The organism is Vibrio sp. 1CM23M (assembly GCF_023161755.1).
GTDB classification, from domain to species: domain Bacteria; phylum Pseudomonadota; class Gammaproteobacteria; order Enterobacterales; family Vibrionaceae; genus Vibrio; species Vibrio coralliirubri.
The window spans coordinates 857,773-873,884 of sequence record NZ_JALNTR010000001.1 but is presented as its reverse complement, the minus strand read 5'-3'; the positions used below and the strand labels follow the sequence as shown (position 1 = coordinate 873,884).

General features: G+C 45.3%; 13 protein-coding genes. 8 read left to right on the top strand and 5 right to left on the bottom strand.

Features of this window, described 5'->3' with window-relative positions:
• Nucleotides 1–50: 50 nt before the first annotated feature.
• From MSG35_RS03685 to MSG35_RS03675, 3 genes are all read right to left on the bottom strand, one after another.
• Nucleotides 51–833 carry a helix-turn-helix transcriptional regulator gene (locus MSG35_RS03685; RefSeq protein ID WP_248382859.1) on the bottom strand — a complete coding sequence of 261 codons (783 nt, stop codon included), beginning with the start codon at nt 831–833 and terminating at the stop codon, nt 51–53.
• Between the two features lie 364 nt (nt 834–1,197).
• A complete protein-coding gene (locus tag MSG35_RS03680; RefSeq protein WP_248382857.1) occupies nt 1,198–3,027 on the bottom strand; it encodes a formylglycine-generating enzyme family protein in 1,830 nt (609 codons plus the stop codon).
• 243 nt (nt 3,028–3,270) lie between these two features.
• Complete coding sequence (locus MSG35_RS03675; RefSeq protein ID WP_048610150.1) at nt 3,271–4,374, bottom strand: PEGA domain-containing protein; 1,104 nt, start codon at nt 4,372–4,374, stop codon at nt 3,271–3,273.
• A 507-nt stretch (nt 4,375–4,881) separates the two neighbouring features.
• On the opposite strand from MSG35_RS03675, the gene MSG35_RS03670 reads away from it, so the two are divergent.
• The 7 genes from MSG35_RS03670 to MSG35_RS03640 all read left to right on the top strand — a co-directional run bounded on the left by MSG35_RS03670 (nt 4,882) and on the right by MSG35_RS03640 (nt 14,173).
• Nucleotides 4,882–5,706 (top strand): AraC family transcriptional regulator, encoded by an 825-nt coding sequence (locus MSG35_RS03670; protein WP_017061200.1) that lies wholly within the window; start codon nt 4,882–4,884, stop codon nt 5,704–5,706.
• A 182-nt stretch (nt 5,707–5,888) separates the two neighbouring features.
• Nucleotides 5,889–9,026 carry a bifunctional proline dehydrogenase/L-glutamate gamma-semialdehyde dehydrogenase PutA gene (gene putA, locus MSG35_RS03665; protein WP_172378505.1) on the top strand — a complete coding sequence of 1,046 codons (3,138 nt, stop codon included), beginning with the start codon at nt 5,889–5,891 and terminating at the stop codon, nt 9,024–9,026.
• A gap of 11 nt (nt 9,027–9,037) precedes the next feature.
• Nucleotides 9,038–9,742, top strand: coding sequence for a 1-pyrroline-5-carboxylate dehydrogenase (locus MSG35_RS03660; protein ID WP_048614230.1), 705 nt, complete (start codon nt 9,038–9,040; stop codon nt 9,740–9,742).
• Nucleotides 9,743–9,891: 149 nt separating this feature from the next.
• Nucleotides 9,892–11,418 (top strand): sodium/proline symporter PutP, encoded by a 1,527-nt coding sequence (gene putP, locus MSG35_RS03655; RefSeq protein ID WP_170930181.1) that lies wholly within the window; start codon nt 9,892–9,894, stop codon nt 11,416–11,418.
• A 282-nt stretch (nt 11,419–11,700) separates the two neighbouring features.
• Nucleotides 11,701–12,591 carry a helix-turn-helix transcriptional regulator gene (locus tag MSG35_RS03650; RefSeq protein WP_248382850.1) on the top strand — a complete coding sequence of 297 codons (891 nt, stop codon included), beginning with the start codon at nt 11,701–11,703 and terminating at the stop codon, nt 12,589–12,591.
• A 229-nt stretch (nt 12,592–12,820) separates the two neighbouring features.
• The gene (locus MSG35_RS03645; RefSeq protein WP_248383245.1) at nt 12,821–13,621 is read left to right on the top strand and encodes a hypothetical protein; all 801 of its coding nucleotides are present in this window, start codon (nt 12,821–12,823) and stop codon (nt 13,619–13,621) included.
• A 327-nt stretch (nt 13,622–13,948) separates the two neighbouring features.
• A complete protein-coding gene (locus MSG35_RS03640; protein WP_081008942.1) occupies nt 13,949–14,173 on the top strand; it encodes a hypothetical protein in 225 nt (74 codons plus the stop codon).
• A 62-nt stretch (nt 14,174–14,235) separates the two neighbouring features.
• Here the strand turns inward: MSG35_RS03640 and MSG35_RS03635 are convergent, their stop codons facing one another.
• Nucleotides 14,236–14,406, bottom strand: coding sequence for a hypothetical protein (locus MSG35_RS03635; RefSeq protein ID WP_019823299.1), 171 nt, complete (start codon nt 14,404–14,406; stop codon nt 14,236–14,238).
• A 278-nt stretch (nt 14,407–14,684) separates the two neighbouring features.
• Between MSG35_RS03635 and MSG35_RS03630 the strand changes: the two genes are divergently transcribed.
• The gene (locus tag MSG35_RS03630) at nt 14,685–15,173 is read left to right on the top strand and encodes an Lrp/AsnC ligand binding domain-containing protein (protein ID WP_004732526.1); all 489 of its coding nucleotides are present in this window, start codon (nt 14,685–14,687) and stop codon (nt 15,171–15,173) included.
• 110 nt (nt 15,174–15,283) lie between these two features.
• On the opposite strand, the gene MSG35_RS03625 is transcribed toward MSG35_RS03630, so the two are convergent.
• Complete coding sequence (locus MSG35_RS03625; RefSeq protein WP_017065155.1) at nt 15,284–15,988, bottom strand: hypothetical protein; 705 nt, start codon at nt 15,986–15,988, stop codon at nt 15,284–15,286.
• Between the last annotated feature and the right edge of the window lie 124 nt (nt 15,989–16,112).

Sequence of the window (16,112 nt, the reverse complement as noted above, 5' to 3'; positions counted from 1 at the left end):
TTATCAAATCAACGGCATTTTTTTGTCTGCATTTTCAGTTGAACAGTCAATCAGTCACTGTGTAGAACAACAGATATCTGTTTTTTGAGCAGAGTTTCAGGGATCACTGAGCCTAATCCTGAGTCCAACGCATACTCAATCAATTGGCTTTTACTGCGTGCATCGAACTTCTGTTTCAATCTGGCGACATGACCTTCGACCGTTTTGATTGAAATGTTTAACGTTGACGCGATGTACTGTGGTTTCTTGCCGAAAAGCAGTAAGAACAGTACCTCTGATTCTCTCGAAGTCAGCCGCTTTTGCAGCTTAGACACGCGCGGCTCTGACCCTGCAAGCGATGCCTGATCGCCTTTTGTCCCTGTGGCCTGACAAACCCAATGACCGACCTCTAAGATCGCGGTATCAGTAAGCTCTTGGCCATAGAAGATGGTGCCTTGGACGTTGTCGTCATCATCAAGCCAAGGGGTTTTGGTAAAGATATGGGCGTGCCAGCGTCCGTCTGGATAGGGGTGAATATCGAGAATCTTAAGGGTGCTGCGTGTATCCATCACATGTTTGTCTTGAGCTCTGAAATCTTGTGCGCACTCAGTGGTTTGACTGGGCATGTCGAAGTCGGTCAAGCCAGTACAAGTTTCATTGGGTTTTAAGCCAATCAATTGGTTGTAAGCAAGGTTGGCGTACACGAAGACCGAGTCAGTATCTTTGCAGCCCCAGCAGCCTGGAAGTTGTTCGAATAAAGAACGATGTATGGAGTTGAGAGGATCTGGCAAGGTTTTATCTCGTAAGCTGAGGTATGGCAATGATATCAGTTTCTTATAGCGCTGCAATGTCAATTAGAGTACGAAAAATAAGGGGTGACTGACAGTTAAACGGACTGCTGATTAACTGTGTCAATCACGGGGGATCGATGGGCATAAAGGGTGATAATCAGGCAAAAAAAAGCCAGCCTGAAGAGGGGCTGGCTAAAGACAAGATATGCCTTGTCGACATGTAGAAGATTTTCAGTCTAATTTACGAGGGTCAGGTAAATTAAACTGAGGCATCAATTTGATACCCAGAGTGACTTACTACTCTATCGACGAATCTACTCCTAGGAGTGCTTATGTATAAGGGGGGAATTCCCCTATAAATGCTGCTCAATGTGATAATTGAGAACCTAGAGTAAATATTGGGGGTTCTGAGCCTATGACTGGGAGCCTACAGCTCTCGTACTACTCGGAATCCTAGATAGTTCGCTGCCGTTGAAGGCGGTACGTACAGTTCGTTAAACACCTTTGCCTCTTCAGGAGAGAAGCTCCACGCGCCACCCTTCGCTAGGCCTTTCTGAACGGTTGTCCACTCCCATACATTACCCACCATGTCGTAGAAGCCTGTTGGCGTTGGTAGGAATGACTTAACTGGAGATGTGCTAACGTTTGACCAAGGTGTACCCGCCCAACCTGTGTTGGCTTTGCCTGAACGGAATTCATTGCCCCACCAGAAGTTGGTGTCTTGGCCAGCTCTTGCTGCAGCTTCCCACTCTTGTGGTGTTGGCAAGCGGTAAGTGAAGCCGGTGTTTTTAGATAACCAACGTGTATAAGCTTTGGCATCGTTTTGGCTAACACAAACTACCGGTGAGTTATCAGCTTGCTTAAAGCCTGGGTTCTGCCAGTCATTGTCTGAAACGGTTGTGATCTCTGCATTGACGAATGTATCGCAGGTGTTCATCAGCTCAGCGTCTGTCTGGTAGCCTGTGTTTTTTACGAATGCTTTGAAGTCTTGAACACGGGTTGGTGTTGCGGCTAATGCAAACGGCTGTTTGATCGTCACTTGTTGTGCGTTGTTTTCACCCAGTAGGTAGCGACCCGAGCCGACAACAATCATTTCAGGGCTCTGAATGTCGTTACCCATCGGATCGGCAAACTTGGTGCCGACATTTAATGAATTCTGTTTGGCTTGCAATACGGCTCGTAGGTTGTGATCACGGGCAATCTTCAATTCTTGGTGGAAAGAAAGGTAGCCTTCTTTTTCGATCGTGACCATGTGTTGGCCTGTCGGTAACATCACCTCAACCGGTGTACTGCCATAGTTCACGCCGTTGATAGAGACATTGTCGTTGTATTGATTTGAACGCACCACCAAGTTAACCCAAGCCACTTCTTTTTGCTGGTCGTTGGCTTGCTGCTCGCTTTGCGTGAAACAGTTTGATGACTGAATACCAAGCAGGCGACAAGGTGTGTTCTTATCTGGACGAGTTTCTAGGTTCGCCGCAATCACCGCTCGGTAACGGTTATCTTCAGAGAAGCCAGAGGATTTCACTTTATGTTGCAGAACGTGAATGTTCAGCGAAGCAGACGCAAGGTGCTCCTTCACTGTTTTCGATTCAGTCGCGTTATCGACTAGGCTGTGTTGAAATTGTCTTACCGCTTTTTGAAGTGCCAAAGTCACCGTTTGGTCTGAACACTGTGCTAGTGTCATATCGCTGCTGCAGCGGTTGGTAAAGCTAACCGTTTGCTCTTCCGTTTGAGTGATCTCGTTTCTTAGTCGCTCTGCTCTTGCTCTTAGCTTGTCTTGGTTCAGGTTTGCGATTGAAGCTTCTGCCGCGGATTTCTCGGCTTGGATAGCCTCAAGCTCGATCACTAAGCCTTGCTGCTTTTGCTCTGAGTCTGAAATCGCAAGCTTGCCCTCTTTTACGGTTTTCCAAGCGTCTTGGAAGCGGTTTTGAGCAGGCGAGATATCGAAATCGGGCTCATCAATCATGCGCGTGTAATCTTGCTCTAGGCTGGCTTTTGCCTTTGTGAGTGTTTGCTCTGCTTGAGCCGATAACTTAGCTAGACGTGCCGTTTGCTGCGCCTGATTGTCGACTTCGTTTTGTTTGTCAGCTAATTTCTTCCCAACAGCCGTTAAGTCGGCATGCTTTTCGAAAAGTGAGCTTTCAATGTCGGTGACAGAAGGCGCGATCGCTGGTGGTGTTGCCTCAGCAAAAACAGCAGGCGTCATTAAGCAGGGAGCAAGTGCAAATAATAGAGTAGGAAGACCTTGGCGCATGATGGGCTACTTCAATCGTAATTTAGGTTAATCGAATATTCTAAACGAGAACGCCATTTCGTCTGCAGCTACTGTTTATAACGATAAAACAAGGTTATAACGACCATACAAGTTTGTAACGATCATACAGTTTATAACTATCAACAAAATGGCGAGTGTTCATTCAGCTTTGTGAAATAGGCACGGCTATCTGATATAGAGCTAAGCGTTTTGAATTGGCTCAGCTCTATGTAGAAAGGGTATTTAGCTTTCTTTGCTAGGAAGAAGCTTAACCCAAATCGTGTCGCTGCCGTTGATGGTAACTGTGCGGTTGTAAGACTCGTAACCTTGTTTTGAAATGGTTACTTGATGACGACCACTTGGTAGCGCAACCTCAAGAGGTGTACTGCCATACTTAATGCCGTTGATGGTTACTGAGTCGTTGTACTGATCAGAACGAACCGTTACGTTAGCCCACTGCTTGTCACTCTTCTTAACGACTGCTGCGTCACTGCCTGTTAAACAGTAGCGAGTCGAAACATTCAATAGGTTACACGCTGCCACTGCTTCAGGTTTTGCTTGAAGTTGAGCTTGCATCTGCATGAAGTAAGAGTTGTTACCAGAGAAACCACTCTTGATCGCTTGGCTGTCTTGAACATGGATATTCAGCTGAACACCTTGTAAGTTTTGCTTCGCAAGTGTGCTTTCTGTGAGCTGCTCAAGTAATTGGCTCTTGAACGTTTGCACGGCTTTTTGATTGGTCAGGTATTTACCCTGAGCAGTACACTCACCCAGTGTCATTGTTGATGAACATGTGGTGGTGTAGCTGGTTTCAAGAACCGCACTTTCACGCAGTTCTGTTGCGATGCGTTTTACGCGAGCTTCAACTTTTGACTCTCTCAAGTTTGCCAGCTCATTATTTAGGCGAGCTTGCTTTTGCTTGATTTGAGAAAGGTGAATTTCGCTCTCGTTGATCGCTTGTTCGTTATCTAGCTGAGACGATTGATTCTCTTTAACCGCAGCCCAAGCATCTTGGTAACTTTTCTGGAAAGAGACCAAATCCGTTTCTGGATCTTCAAGCAAGCGACTGTACTGTTTGTCGAGTACAGACTTGGCTCTGTTGCGTTTTGCCTTAAGTTCTTCACCTTCGCGCAACAACTTACTGTTTTTGTTTTGTAGTTGTTTTAGGTTCTCAGTCGCCGATACTTTGGTTGCTGAAATACGCTCAATATCTGAGTTTTTCTCTGTTAGCTTTGCATCGATAGCTGAAACGGGATCGACTTGATTCAGTTCTTCAGCGGATACCGATGCAGATACCCAAAGTGGGGATAGCGCAAGTAAAAGCGCTGAAATTCGAAAGTTAGTCATAGGTCCCTGCAACTTGTAGATTGAAAATTGGCTCGTTAATAAAGTGTCTACTTCCTAGTTGTGAGTCACTAGTTATTAGCAATTAACACAGTACCCGTCTTTATACCGTTTTATTGCTATCCAATCTACTCAAAAGCCAAGTTTCGGTACTTCGGATACACTTTTTACAGGTTTATCGCCAATTATTTGAGCTATATAAGAAAATTTATTCATTATTTTGGCGTGATGAAGCATTTATTGACCACATGGTTTTTCGTGCTTGTGTGATTGCTTGTGTGATTGCTTGTGTGATTGCTTGTGAAGTCCCTAAACTCGCCGGAACGATTGGTTTTACAATGCCCGTAGTTTGTACACTCTTGATCATCTTTCCGGAGGCATGATCAAGACGATCGCCGTAATGATCTTCTGTTTAAGGCGAGGAAATGACTCTCATGATCATTTACAAATTCATCTTGTGCAGATTTCAGAGTATTATTCTCACTATGTCGATCTGAGTACTTTGCTGTCATGCCAAAACCTTTACCCTTTCCAAACCTAGACTTGTCCCCGCTAGGCCTTACTGGCCCTCGCCCTGCGGAGATCATTACTTTGCCTTCGCATATGGATTGTCACGATCACCACTATTCGCAAGTCGTGATTGGTTTAAATGGTCAGGCGGAATTTGAAGTTTGTGGTAAAGGTAATCTTATCGGGCCGGGTCAAGGTTGTGTGGTAACAGCGAGCTCTGATCATGCTTTCGGTGGGGTGGTTGGTCAGTCGGATATCCTAGTGCTCAATATGCCTGTGCCAACCGATGATGACCCTCTAATGTTAGAGAAGATTAACCAGTTAGAATCATCGAACGTCTACTTCCAATTAGACGCGCAAATTCAAAAGCTTATCCATATGTTGGTGCAAGAAATGCAGGCGAGCCCGGATGATCTATTGTTAAGCCGTGCCTGTAATGACACGGTGATCGCTCTGATGCAAAGGCACATTTCGGCATTTGAAACCTCAATTAAAGACTCGCGTTTTGATCTTGAAGCACTGGATCGCTACATCGAACAACACCTCGCGAATAAGATCTCCGTCGCTCAGCTTGCGGGCAGCGTGTTCTTGGGAGAAAGCCAGTTCCATATGCTGTTCAAAGAGCAAATGGGCATTACCCCTCACCAGTATGTACTTGGTAAGCGTATCGATCGTTCTCGCCGCTTAATTGAACAAGGTAATCTTAGCCTTGGTCAGGTCGCAGAACTGGCTGGTTTCTCCGGTCAATCCTCTTTTACTCACACCTTTTCACGCCTTCAAGGCATGTCTCCATCCCAATACAAAAAGAAAATTTCTGTTAAATAGTGAAACAAAACGGCATATTATTTTAAAGTTTCATATGTGACGTTGTGTTTGTTTTGTTAATAAAGCGAGTTTTTAGCAAAAAACTCGGAGTTTTTGACAAGTAATCCTTATATACTCTAAATACACTGCAGCCATTGTAGAGATCCCCGGGCTAATTCCGGGTGTGAGATTAAGGAAAACGCATGTTTACAGCTACTGATGTGTTAAAGCCAGAATTCAATGAGCAGTCGCTTACTGATCTATGGTCGCTTATCTCACCATTATATATGGTGGATGAAACCCAATGGCTAGAGCAACTTCTGCCGCTAGCTACCCCTTCTGAGTCAGAAAAGCAGCAAATTTCAGAGAAAACGACCTCATTGATCGAAGCTATCCGTGCGGATAAGACTTCTATCCAGATGATCGATGCACTGTTGCTTGAATACAGCTTAGATACTCAAGAGGGCATCTTGCTGATGTGTCTGGCGGAAGCCTTGATGCGTATTCCTGATTCAGCAACCGCTGATGCATTGATTCGCGACAAACTCAGCGTTGCGGATTGGAAATCTCACCTAAAGAATTCTGATTCAGTGTTTGTTAACGCATCCACTTGGGGCTTAATGCTAACGGGTAAGGTGGTTGGGCTTTCATCTAAAGAGCAGAGTGCAGGTCAAGCGGTTAACCGTTTAGTGAACAAGCTTTCTGAGCCGGTAATTCGTAAAGCGATGCACCAAGCAATGAAGGTGATGGGTCACCAATTCGTTCTTGGCCGCAGCATTGCTGAAGCGCAAAAGAACGGTAAGTCTATGCGTGATAAAGGTTTTACCTACTCATACGACATGCTAGGTGAAGCGGCACTGACCACTGCTGATGCAAACAAATACTTCAAAGATTACCTAATGGCGATTGAAGCCGTAGGTCGAGACACATACGTCTCTTCAAAATCTAGCCCAGCACCGTCTGTTTCTATCAAGCTTTCTGCGCTTCACCCTCGTTATGAAGTGGCGAACGAAGACCGCGTATTGACGGAACTTTGCGACACGCTAGAACAGCTATTGCGCCGTGCAGTCGAGCTTGATGTTGCAATTACGATTGATGCGGAAGAAGCGGATCGCCTAGAGCTTTCTCTTAAATTATTCGAAAAACTGTACCGCACTGATCTAGTAAAAGGTTGGGGTAAATTTGGTCTGGTTATTCAAGCTTACTCAAAGCGTGCACTTCCGGTTCTAGTATGGCTAAACCGCCTAGCGAAAGAGCAGGGTGATTTGATCCCGCTTCGCTTAGTGAAAGGCGCTTACTGGGACAGCGAAATCAAATGGTCGCAACAAGCGGGCTTTACTGATTACCCAGTTTACACACGTAAAGAAGCGACAGACGTAGCTTACCTTGCATGTGCGCGTTACCTATTGAGCCCAAGTGTTCGTGGCAATATCTTCCCGCAGTTTGCGAGCCACAATGCTCATACGGTTTCTGCTATTGCAGTAATGACCGAGCATAAAGACTTTGAATTCCAACGCTTACACGGTATGGGTGACTCACTTTACAACCATGCGATGGAAGCTTACCAACAGTCAGTACGTATCTACGCACCAGTTGGCAGCCACAAAGATCTACTGCCATACCTAGTACGTCGCTTGCTAGAAAACGGTGCAAACAGCTCGTTTGTACACCGTCTAGTTGATGCTCGTTGCCCTGTGGCAGAGCTGACCCAACACCCTGTCGATATGCTTCTTGCATTCGATACGCTGCACAATACTAAGATTCCTCTGCCTCCAGCGGTATTCCCTGAGCGTAAAAACTCATACGGTGTGAACATTGATATTGAAAGCGAAGCGCATCAGTTTGAAGAGCAAGTAAAAGGCTTCTTAAACAACCAATGGACTGCGGGCCCTGTGATCAACGGTGAATCTCTTGCCGAAAGCATGATCAAGGCTGATCAGAATGTTGAGCAAGTGACTGCACCTTATGATCGTCGTATTAATGTCGGTCAGGTGGCTTTCGCTAACCTTGATCATGTTTCCGCAGCGATCACTGGCGCAGATGCAGCATTTGCTGATTGGAACGCAACTTCAGTTGAAACCAAAGCGGCAGCGCTTGATAAGCTGGCTGACCTGATGGAAGACAACCTTGCTGAGCTGGTGGCAATTTGTCATCAAGAAGCAGGTAAGACGATTCACGACAGCGTTGATGAAGTGCGTGAAGCAGTCGACTTCTGTCGTTACTACGCAAAACAAGCGGATAACCTACAAGGTTTCGAACTAAAAGGTTTTGATGGTCAAACACGAATCGCTTCTCGACAAGGTCGTGGTGTGTTCGTTTGTATCAGCCCTTGGAACTTCCCTCTAGCTATCTTCCTTGGCCAAATTACAGCAGCTTTGGTTGCGGGTAACACGGTTGTGGCGAAACCTGCCGAGCAAACAAGCTTAATTGCAGCTCGCGCAGTGGAACTGATGAATGAAGCGGGTTTCCCTGCTGGCACGATTCAGTTATTACCGGGTCGTGGCGCTGAGATCGGCAGTGCACTCACCAGTCATGATGCGATTGCGGGCGTTGCCTTTACGGGTTCAACACCAACAGCACAACGTATCAACGTGTCATTGGCGAGTCGTAACGCTAAGCCTGTTCCGTTTATCGCGGAAACCGGTGGTCAGAATGCGATGATCGTCGACAGTACCGCACTGCCTGAACAGGTAGTCCGTGATGTTATTCGTTCGGCATTCGCTTCAGCAGGTCAACGTTGTTCTGCACTGCGTGTGCTTTACATCCAAGAAGACATCGCAGACCGTGTGATTGCATTGATTCACGGTGCAATGGATGAGCTGAGTGTTGGCATTCCACACCTTCATAAAACCGATGTGGGCCCTGTGATCGACCAAAACGCGAAACAGAAGTTGTTGGCACACTTAGAAAACATGACCAATACCCAGAAGAAGGTGGCTCAACTTTCTCTAGGTACGGATTGTGAACATGGTGACTTTGTTCCACCAAGTGCGTTTGAAATCGATGACATCAGCTGCTTGAAAGAAGAACAGTTTGGCCCTGTGCTGCACATCGTTCGCTTCAAAGCGAGTGAACTGACACAAGTAGTAGACCAAATTAACCAAACTGGTTTTGGCCTAACTATGGGTATCCACAGCCGTAACGAAACAACTTACCGTTGGATCGAGAAACACATTCGTGTGGGTAACTGCTACATCAACCGTGACCAAGTGGGCGCTGTTGTTGGTGTTCAACCATTCGGCGGTCAAGGCTTGTCGGGTACTGGCCCTAAAGCGGGTGGTCCTCACTACCTATACCGCTTTACTGATGTTCATTTTTCTCAATCACAAGACAAGGCATAAGGAGCAATATTATGGTTCATCAAGTGACAGGTTTTTCTGATGCTTTGTTAGCGTGGGAACAATGGAATCTTACCGACTTTGATCATAAGAGTGCTCAGGTACTTTCATTTAAATCAGAGATCGAAAGCCAATCTGCGCCTTTGGCAGCGGTGGCGACTTATCATCTAGAGCAAGCCTCTGCGCTGCTTTCTGAACATCACCTAATGGCGGGTCCAACGGGCGAAACCAACGAGTTGTATGCCGCTGGCCGCGGTGTGGCTTTGGTGATTGTTGATGATTGCGAAGAGAAGCTGCCGGCACTGCAAACTGCAACAGCGATGATTACTGCAGCACTATTGGCAGGTAACAGCGTTCAATTGTGCAGTGATGACGTGCAGTTCAACACCTTAATTGCTGACGCCGCGAAACAAGCGAATCTACCAACTAACTTAGTACAGGTTTCCTCGTATGACGCTGCTCAACAGCTGCTGTCTTGCGATGTGCGAAGTGCAGGTTACGTGGGTAATTCACAAACGGCACAAGCTATCAATTTACAGCTTGCTAAGCGTGACGGTGCAATCGTCGGTTTAGTGGCTGAAACGGATCTGGCGACAATGAATGTTGCTAATGATCCACACCTATCGCTGCGCTTCATTACCGAGCGTACGCGAACTATAAATATAACAGCCGTGGGCGGTAACGCGACCTTGCTCGAACTTGGAAGCGAAGCTCACTAACCTTCAGTAAAATTGGCTCTAAGCACTTTGGGTTTGTCCATTGTTGGTTTTTTCCATTTTTGGATTTAACCCTTAGTGCTTTGGAGCCTGAATACCTAACTCAATGCACTCGCTTGCCTTTACGGTGAGTGTCTTGCATTGAATTAGGCATGGAAGGCTTTCTACAAAATGAGGACTATCAAATGATAGAAAACAGTTTTGCAATAACGACGACGTTCATTGCGTATCTAATTATGATGCTAGCGATCGGTGTTATTGCTTACAAACGTACATCTAACTCAACTGACTACTTCCTAGGTGGTCGTTCGTTAGGCCCATGGCCTGCTGCACTTTCTGCTGGTGCATCAGACATGAGTGGTTGGTTGCTACTTGGCCTGCCTGGTTACGCTTACGCTGCTGGCTTTGAAGCATTCTGGCTTGCTGGTGGCCTACTGGTTGGTACTTGGGCAAACTGGTTGATCAGTGCTAAACGCCTACGTACTTACAGTATTACAACTGAATCACTGACGCTGCCTGAATTCCTATCTCGTCGCTTCAACGATAACTCTAAGCTGATCCAAACAATTTCTGCTTTCTTTATCCTTTTATTCTTCCTTTTCTACACAAGCTCAGGCTTGGTAGCAGGTGGTAAATTGTTTGAAACGGTATTCGGCCTAGATTACACAACGGCGGTAATCATCGGTACCGTATGTGTGGTTTCGTACACCTTGTTTGGTGGTTTCCTAGCGGTATCTTGGACTGACTTGGTTCAAGGCTTACTAATGTCTGCTGCGCTATTGATTGTGCCAATCGCAGCAATGAACGGCGGCCTTGGCCAGCTATCGACTGACCTTCACAACATCAACCCAGAGCTACTCACGCTATGGAATGATGCGAAAGGTGAGCCCCTTTCTGCTATCGCGATCATCTCGCTAGCGGCATGGGGTCTAGGTTACTTCGGTCAGCCACACATCCTTGCTCGTTTCAAAGCAACGCGTAGCAATAAAGACCTAACAACCGCGCGTCGTATCGCAGTGGTATGGACTGCACTGTCTATGATTGGTGCAATGTTGGTTGGTCTTGTTGGTCTAATCTACGTAACTAACTCTGGTGCACCTAAGCTAGACGATGGCGAGAAGATCTTCATGCTTCTTGTGAACGCGATGTTCCACCCAGTAATTGCAGGTATTTTACTGGCGGCAATCCTAGCGGCAATCATGAGTACTGCGGATTCACAACTTCTTGTTTCTTCATCTGCAATGGCAGAAGATTTGTATAAGCAAGTTCTGAAGAAAGACGCTACGTCAGAAGAGATTGTTCGTGTAGGCCGTTTCGCGGTTATCCTAATCTCTCTTATTGCACTTGTACTAGCGATGACGCCAGACAGTTCAGTACTTGGCCTTGTGTCTTACGCATGGGCTGGTTTTGGTGCTGCATTCGGCCCAGCTATCGTATTGAGCCTGTACTGGTCTCGTATGAACCGTAACGGCGCTCTAGCGGGTATCGTGGTTGGTGGTGTGACGATTGTACTTTGGAAACAGTTCACGGGCGGTTGGTTCGATGTGTACGAAATCGTACCGGGAATCATCCTATCGACTCTTTCTATCGTTATCGTGAGTCTAATTACGGGCGAGCCTGAAGACGAAGTTAAGAAGCAACACGCTGAGTTCGAGAAGAACCTCGTTGAGCTAGACTAATTTACATTGTAAAACAGATGTGAATTAGCAAAGAACGTTAGCTAAAAAGAAATTGAAAAATAAAAGCAATAGAGTCACTTCGGTGGCTCTATTTTTTTGCCTATATCTCAATGCTTTGACCTTGTGTTGCGTCTGGTAAGTTGAGTGTATTTAGTATGTTTACCTTGTTGGTGACGCTGGTTAAGTCATACTTCTAAGCTCGGAGCATTTCAGTTCCCACTGCGATACATTACTCTTGCTAAGAGCAGTTGAGCAGTTGAGTAGATGAATAGGAAGTTAATAGTGCCTCAAGTAATCCCGAATATTGGCTTTAACCATGAGAAAACGGCGCAAGCTGAGCTGGAGTTTGTGCCCTTGTCTCGGCTCTATTCAGAAAGCAATATTAACCACGATCCTCAATTGCCACATCGTGTCAGCTTCTTCCTGATTCTGTTTATTGAGCAAGGCTTTGGCACGCACATGGTCGATTTCCAAGAATATCCTTTTAGCCAAGGGAGCGTGTTGTTCATTCAAAGAGAGCAGGTGCACGCCTTTGATTTTAGTAACAAGCCACAAGGCACTGCGGTTTTGTTTACTCAAGCGTTCTTAGACAGCGTTCACGCTAATATGAAGTTGCCAAACTACACGCCTACTCATTTGAACAAGGCGCACTCGGCATTGTTGTCACTTGATGAGTCCCACCAAGAGCGGACGCAAAGTATTATTCAGCAAATTATGACGGAACTGAATCAGCCAGAATCCGATCCCTTGATTGTGATGTACTTGTTCTCAGCACTAGCTCTGATTCTTCATCGCCTGCGACCAGAAGTGAAGCAAGACGCCTTGAGCTTGCAGCAGAACATTAAGTTTGCCCGCTACTTTGAGCTTCTTCAAAACAACTACCTGCGCGTGCGTGATGCAAACTGGTACGCCAATCAAATTAACACCACCTACAAGACGTTGAACCAAGTGTGCAAAGTCGCAACGGGGTTAACTGCTAAGCAGATCATCGATTCTTTTACCGTTTTAGAAATGAAGCGTCAGCTGGTGGTAACCAATATTACGTCTCAGAAAATGGCGTTGGATTTTGGGTTTGAAGACGCCAGTAATTTCGTTAAGTACTTTAAAAATCATACTCAGATGACGCCGAGTGAGTTTCAAAAGAAGTATTCCAAGCCTTCACTCTCTGAATAACTAGTAGGTCGACACGAATCATCTAAGGTTCGATATCTACCATTTTTCTGCCTAAATCCACTCTGCCGTGAGCCTCTTTAGTTGACTAATATAGTTTCCAAGCCAACGAGAGGACTCAATAATGAAAACAATAACCAACGCATTCCCAACAGCAACATTCAAAGCAGCTGAATCTACAGCGACGAAACTCAAATCAACACTACTCACGGCAAGCGTACTCGCGGCCTCTATGATTACCGGCACGGTTGCGGCACAAGAGATATCTATTCAAGAAAAAGCGGTAGCGGTTATTTCGATCATTGAAACGGGCGACGCAAAAGCGGTGAGCTACATTAACCCTGAAAAGTACATTCAACATAACCTAGCGGTAGGTGATGGCTTAGCGGGCTTTGGTGAAGTATTACAAATACTTCCAGAAGGTTCAGCGAAAGCACAAGTGAAGCGCTCATTTCAAGACGGTGATTTCGTAGTAACACACACTGAATACAACTTCTTCGGCCCTAAAGTCGGCTTTGACGTGTTCCGTTTTGAAGAGGGACAGATAGTTGAACATTGGGATAACTTGCAAGAAATTGCCAAGCCAAACGCAAGTGGACGAACTCAATTAGATGGTGCGACTAAAGTCGTAGACCTCGAGAAAACGGATAAAAATAAGCAACTGGTCAGTGGGTTTGTCAAAGACATCCTGATCGGAGGTGATATGGCGAAGATTAATAACTATATCGACCATGAAGACAGTGCTTACTTACAGCACAACCCAGGCGTAGCCGATGGCCTAAGCGGTTTGGGTGAAGCTTTGGGGGCGTTAGCGGAAGCGGGCATGCCAATGGTTTATACCGCTAACCACAAGATTTTGGGCCAAGGTAATTTTGTGTTGTCGATCAGTGAAGGCCAGTTCATGAATAACCACGTCGCTTTTTATGATCTGTTCCGTGTTGATAACGGCAAGATCGTTGAGCACTGGGATACCATCGAAACCATTCCTGCGCGTTCAGAGTGGAAAAATGACAATGGTAAATTTGGCTTTTAAACCTAAGTGAAATTGAAGCAAATATGACTTATTTAAGCGGTACTTTCATCGAGGAAGTGCTGCTTTTTTATTGCTCAATTTGGTGGTTAACATGGGGGAGGTACTGTCGTTATAGGATTTTACAATGTAAATTGAAACGAGTGAACGAGAGAAATTGCATGGAAGAGGTTGGACCTTTCTGGCGTTTGATGTCAAAAAATGAAACAGAAAAATGGCTATTTTTTGAACTTGGCGCTCACTTTTGTGATTAGCTCGGTGAATTGTTGAACTGAATTGGACATGATGTGTCAATTGTCAGTAACCACTAAAGACCTATAGGACAAAGGTATGCCTGATCTCTATTGCAAAGGATGTAAAAAAACAACACTACATAAGTCTATAATGAAACGTTGTGAGTCAGAGCCCGAGACAACTTCTGGCCGTATGATGCAATGGACATCAAAGCTATTTAGTGGAAATCTGTATTACGATATGGAAACTCAGCACTTCTGCCGCACGTGTAACTGCCGTTGCGAAACAGGAAGTACAGTGCCCCAAGTTGGTTTAGCTTAACTTACAGTAAGCGCTCACTAACTTAGATCAAAAAACCTCCGTTTTAGGAGGTTTTTGCGTTTCTATGCGGCTTTGAGTGCTAGCTCAGCATCAATGGCGTCGCCATCAATCTTCACATCCCAACCGTAGTTTGAGTACTCATTTGCTAGTGCCTGAGCAACATCTTTTGATACCGTTACGTGTGTCCATGAACCAATACCGTAAGGTTTATATGCGAGTTCTTGCGTTTTCATAATAGAGTCATCCTTTCTCTTTGATAATTCTATTATTCACTTTGGCCTATATGCTTTCTTTCGTTTCCGGCTCAACTTATTTGTTAATCGGGTCATTTCTATAATAATTTGTTAATAACCAGAGTTTGATTTATAAGGGTTGTTATCTATTTGTATGTATTTATATTTGGTGTGAATATCATCTGTGCATTTAGTTTTTAAATGTGTGAGCGAGGTTTTCTTCGATTGCTCTTGGTATGGAATATACTGAGCGGAATTTAGAATGTTTAAGGAATGTTATGTCTCAGCATCAGCTCGATCGTATCGATAAAGAGATACTAAGAATTCTGCATATGAAAGGGCGTTTACCTGTGGTTGAACTGGCAAAACAGGTCAACCTTACGACGTCACCTTGCTCTGATAGACTCAAGCGATTGGAGAAAGAGGGCTACATCACGGGCTATCATGCTGAGCTTTGTTCAGAAAAGCTGGGACTCGATGTTCAAGTCTTTATCCATATTCGTCTCGATCAGACTAGCTTTTCGATCTTCGACAAATTTGCCCAAGCGGTAGAGATGATGCCTGAGGTGGAAGAGTGCTACTCACTGTCGGGTGACTTTGACACCATGATCAAGGTTCGAGTGAAAGACATGAAGGCGTATCAAGCGTTTATGGCAACGAAGTTGGGCACCTTACCTGGTGTGATTCAGACACGCAGTGAAGTGGTGATTGAAGAGCACAAAAAGGGCTTTGGTGTGAACCCTGAGTTGTTGGCAACTCTAAAATAGTGGCCTGATTTCGCCTTACCAAGGTGATTTAGATATAAAAAATGGAAGCTAATAAGCTTCCATTTTTTGTTGAGCGTCAGATAAAGAGCAATCCGATAAACGTGTTCGGCTTACAGCGTAATGGCCGCAGAGATTAAGCCAATCACACCACCGAAGACACCGCCCCAAACCACAAGCCAGCCAAGGTGTTTCTTGATCATGGTCTGAACCATCTCTTTAACCAGCTTAGGTGTTAGTTCATTCAAGCGCTGATCGATGATCGCCTCAATGTTCTCTTTAATTTCATCCATCATCGCAGGCGATTCTAGCTCGTCTTTGATGGCATTTTTTACAGAGTCACTCTTGCTGATTTCAATCACTGATTCTTGCATCTTCTCAACAAACGGCGCTTTCATTGGCTCTAGTGCTTCTGTGCCACCAAACATTGCCAACATACCGCCAAACTGAGAGTTCTCGATAACATGCACCAGTGAGTCGAATGCAGGGTTAAAGTCGATCTTCTGAATCACAGGCTCTAGATTGAGCGACTTTCCTGTCATCTCGCTGCTTAGGAAGCGATCGATGTTACTTTCTGTAAAGAATTGCTCCATCATCAGTTGCTTGATGGCTGCCTTGAACTCTTCAAAGCGCGCTGGAATAACGCCAGAACCGTATAGGCCGGGTACTTTCTCGAACAACATGTGAATCGCAAGCCAGTTGGTGATGGCACCAGAAAAGGCGAATAGGCCTGCATAAAGCAAGTATTGGTTTGCTGTCGCATAGCCGCCAGCAAGCAGTGCTAACGCAATAACGTTAGTTAAGACACTTTTGTTCATGGTTGATCTCTAGAAAGAATATTGCGCGCATTTTAAGAAAAAAACGCCAAGAAAAAAACAAAAGGATCGATGAAGTTTATTGGACAGGTAACAAAGAGCACCAAATAGCAGGCATAAAAAAGGC

Bases quoted from the DNA above. Each gene is read 5' to 3' on its own strand.
- MSG35_RS03680 (WP_248382857.1), bottom strand. From the start codon at position 3,027: ATGCGCCAAGGTCTTCCTACTCTATTATTTGCACTTGCTCCCTGCTTA.
- MSG35_RS03675 (WP_048610150.1), bottom strand. From the start codon at position 4,374: ATGACTAACTTTCGAATTTCAGCGCTTTTACTTGCGCTATCCCCACTT.
- MSG35_RS03670 (WP_017061200.1), top strand. From the start codon at position 4,882: ATGCCAAAACCTTTACCCTTTCCAAACCTAGACTTGTCCCCGCTAGGC.
- putA (WP_172378505.1), top strand. From the start codon at position 5,889: ATGTTTACAGCTACTGATGTGTTAAAGCCAGAATTCAATGAGCAGTCG.
- MSG35_RS03660 (WP_048614230.1), top strand. From the start codon at position 9,038: ATGGTTCATCAAGTGACAGGTTTTTCTGATGCTTTGTTAGCGTGGGAA.
- putP (WP_170930181.1), top strand. From the start codon at position 9,892: ATGGAAGGCTTTCTACAAAATGAGGACTATCAAATGATAGAAAACAGT.
- MSG35_RS03645 (WP_248383245.1), top strand. From the start codon at position 12,821: ATGATTACCGGCACGGTTGCGGCACAAGAGATATCTATTCAAGAAAAA.
- MSG35_RS03640 (WP_081008942.1), top strand. From the start codon at position 13,949: ATGCCTGATCTCTATTGCAAAGGATGTAAAAAAACAACACTACATAAG.
- MSG35_RS03635 (WP_019823299.1), bottom strand. From the start codon at position 14,406: ATGAAAACGCAAGAACTCGCATATAAACCTTACGGTATTGGTTCATGG.
- MSG35_RS03630 (WP_004732526.1), top strand. From the start codon at position 14,685: ATGTCTCAGCATCAGCTCGATCGTATCGATAAAGAGATACTAAGAATT.
- MSG35_RS03625 (WP_017065155.1), bottom strand. From the start codon at position 15,988: ATGAACAAAAGTGTCTTAACTAACGTTATTGCGTTAGCACTGCTTGCT.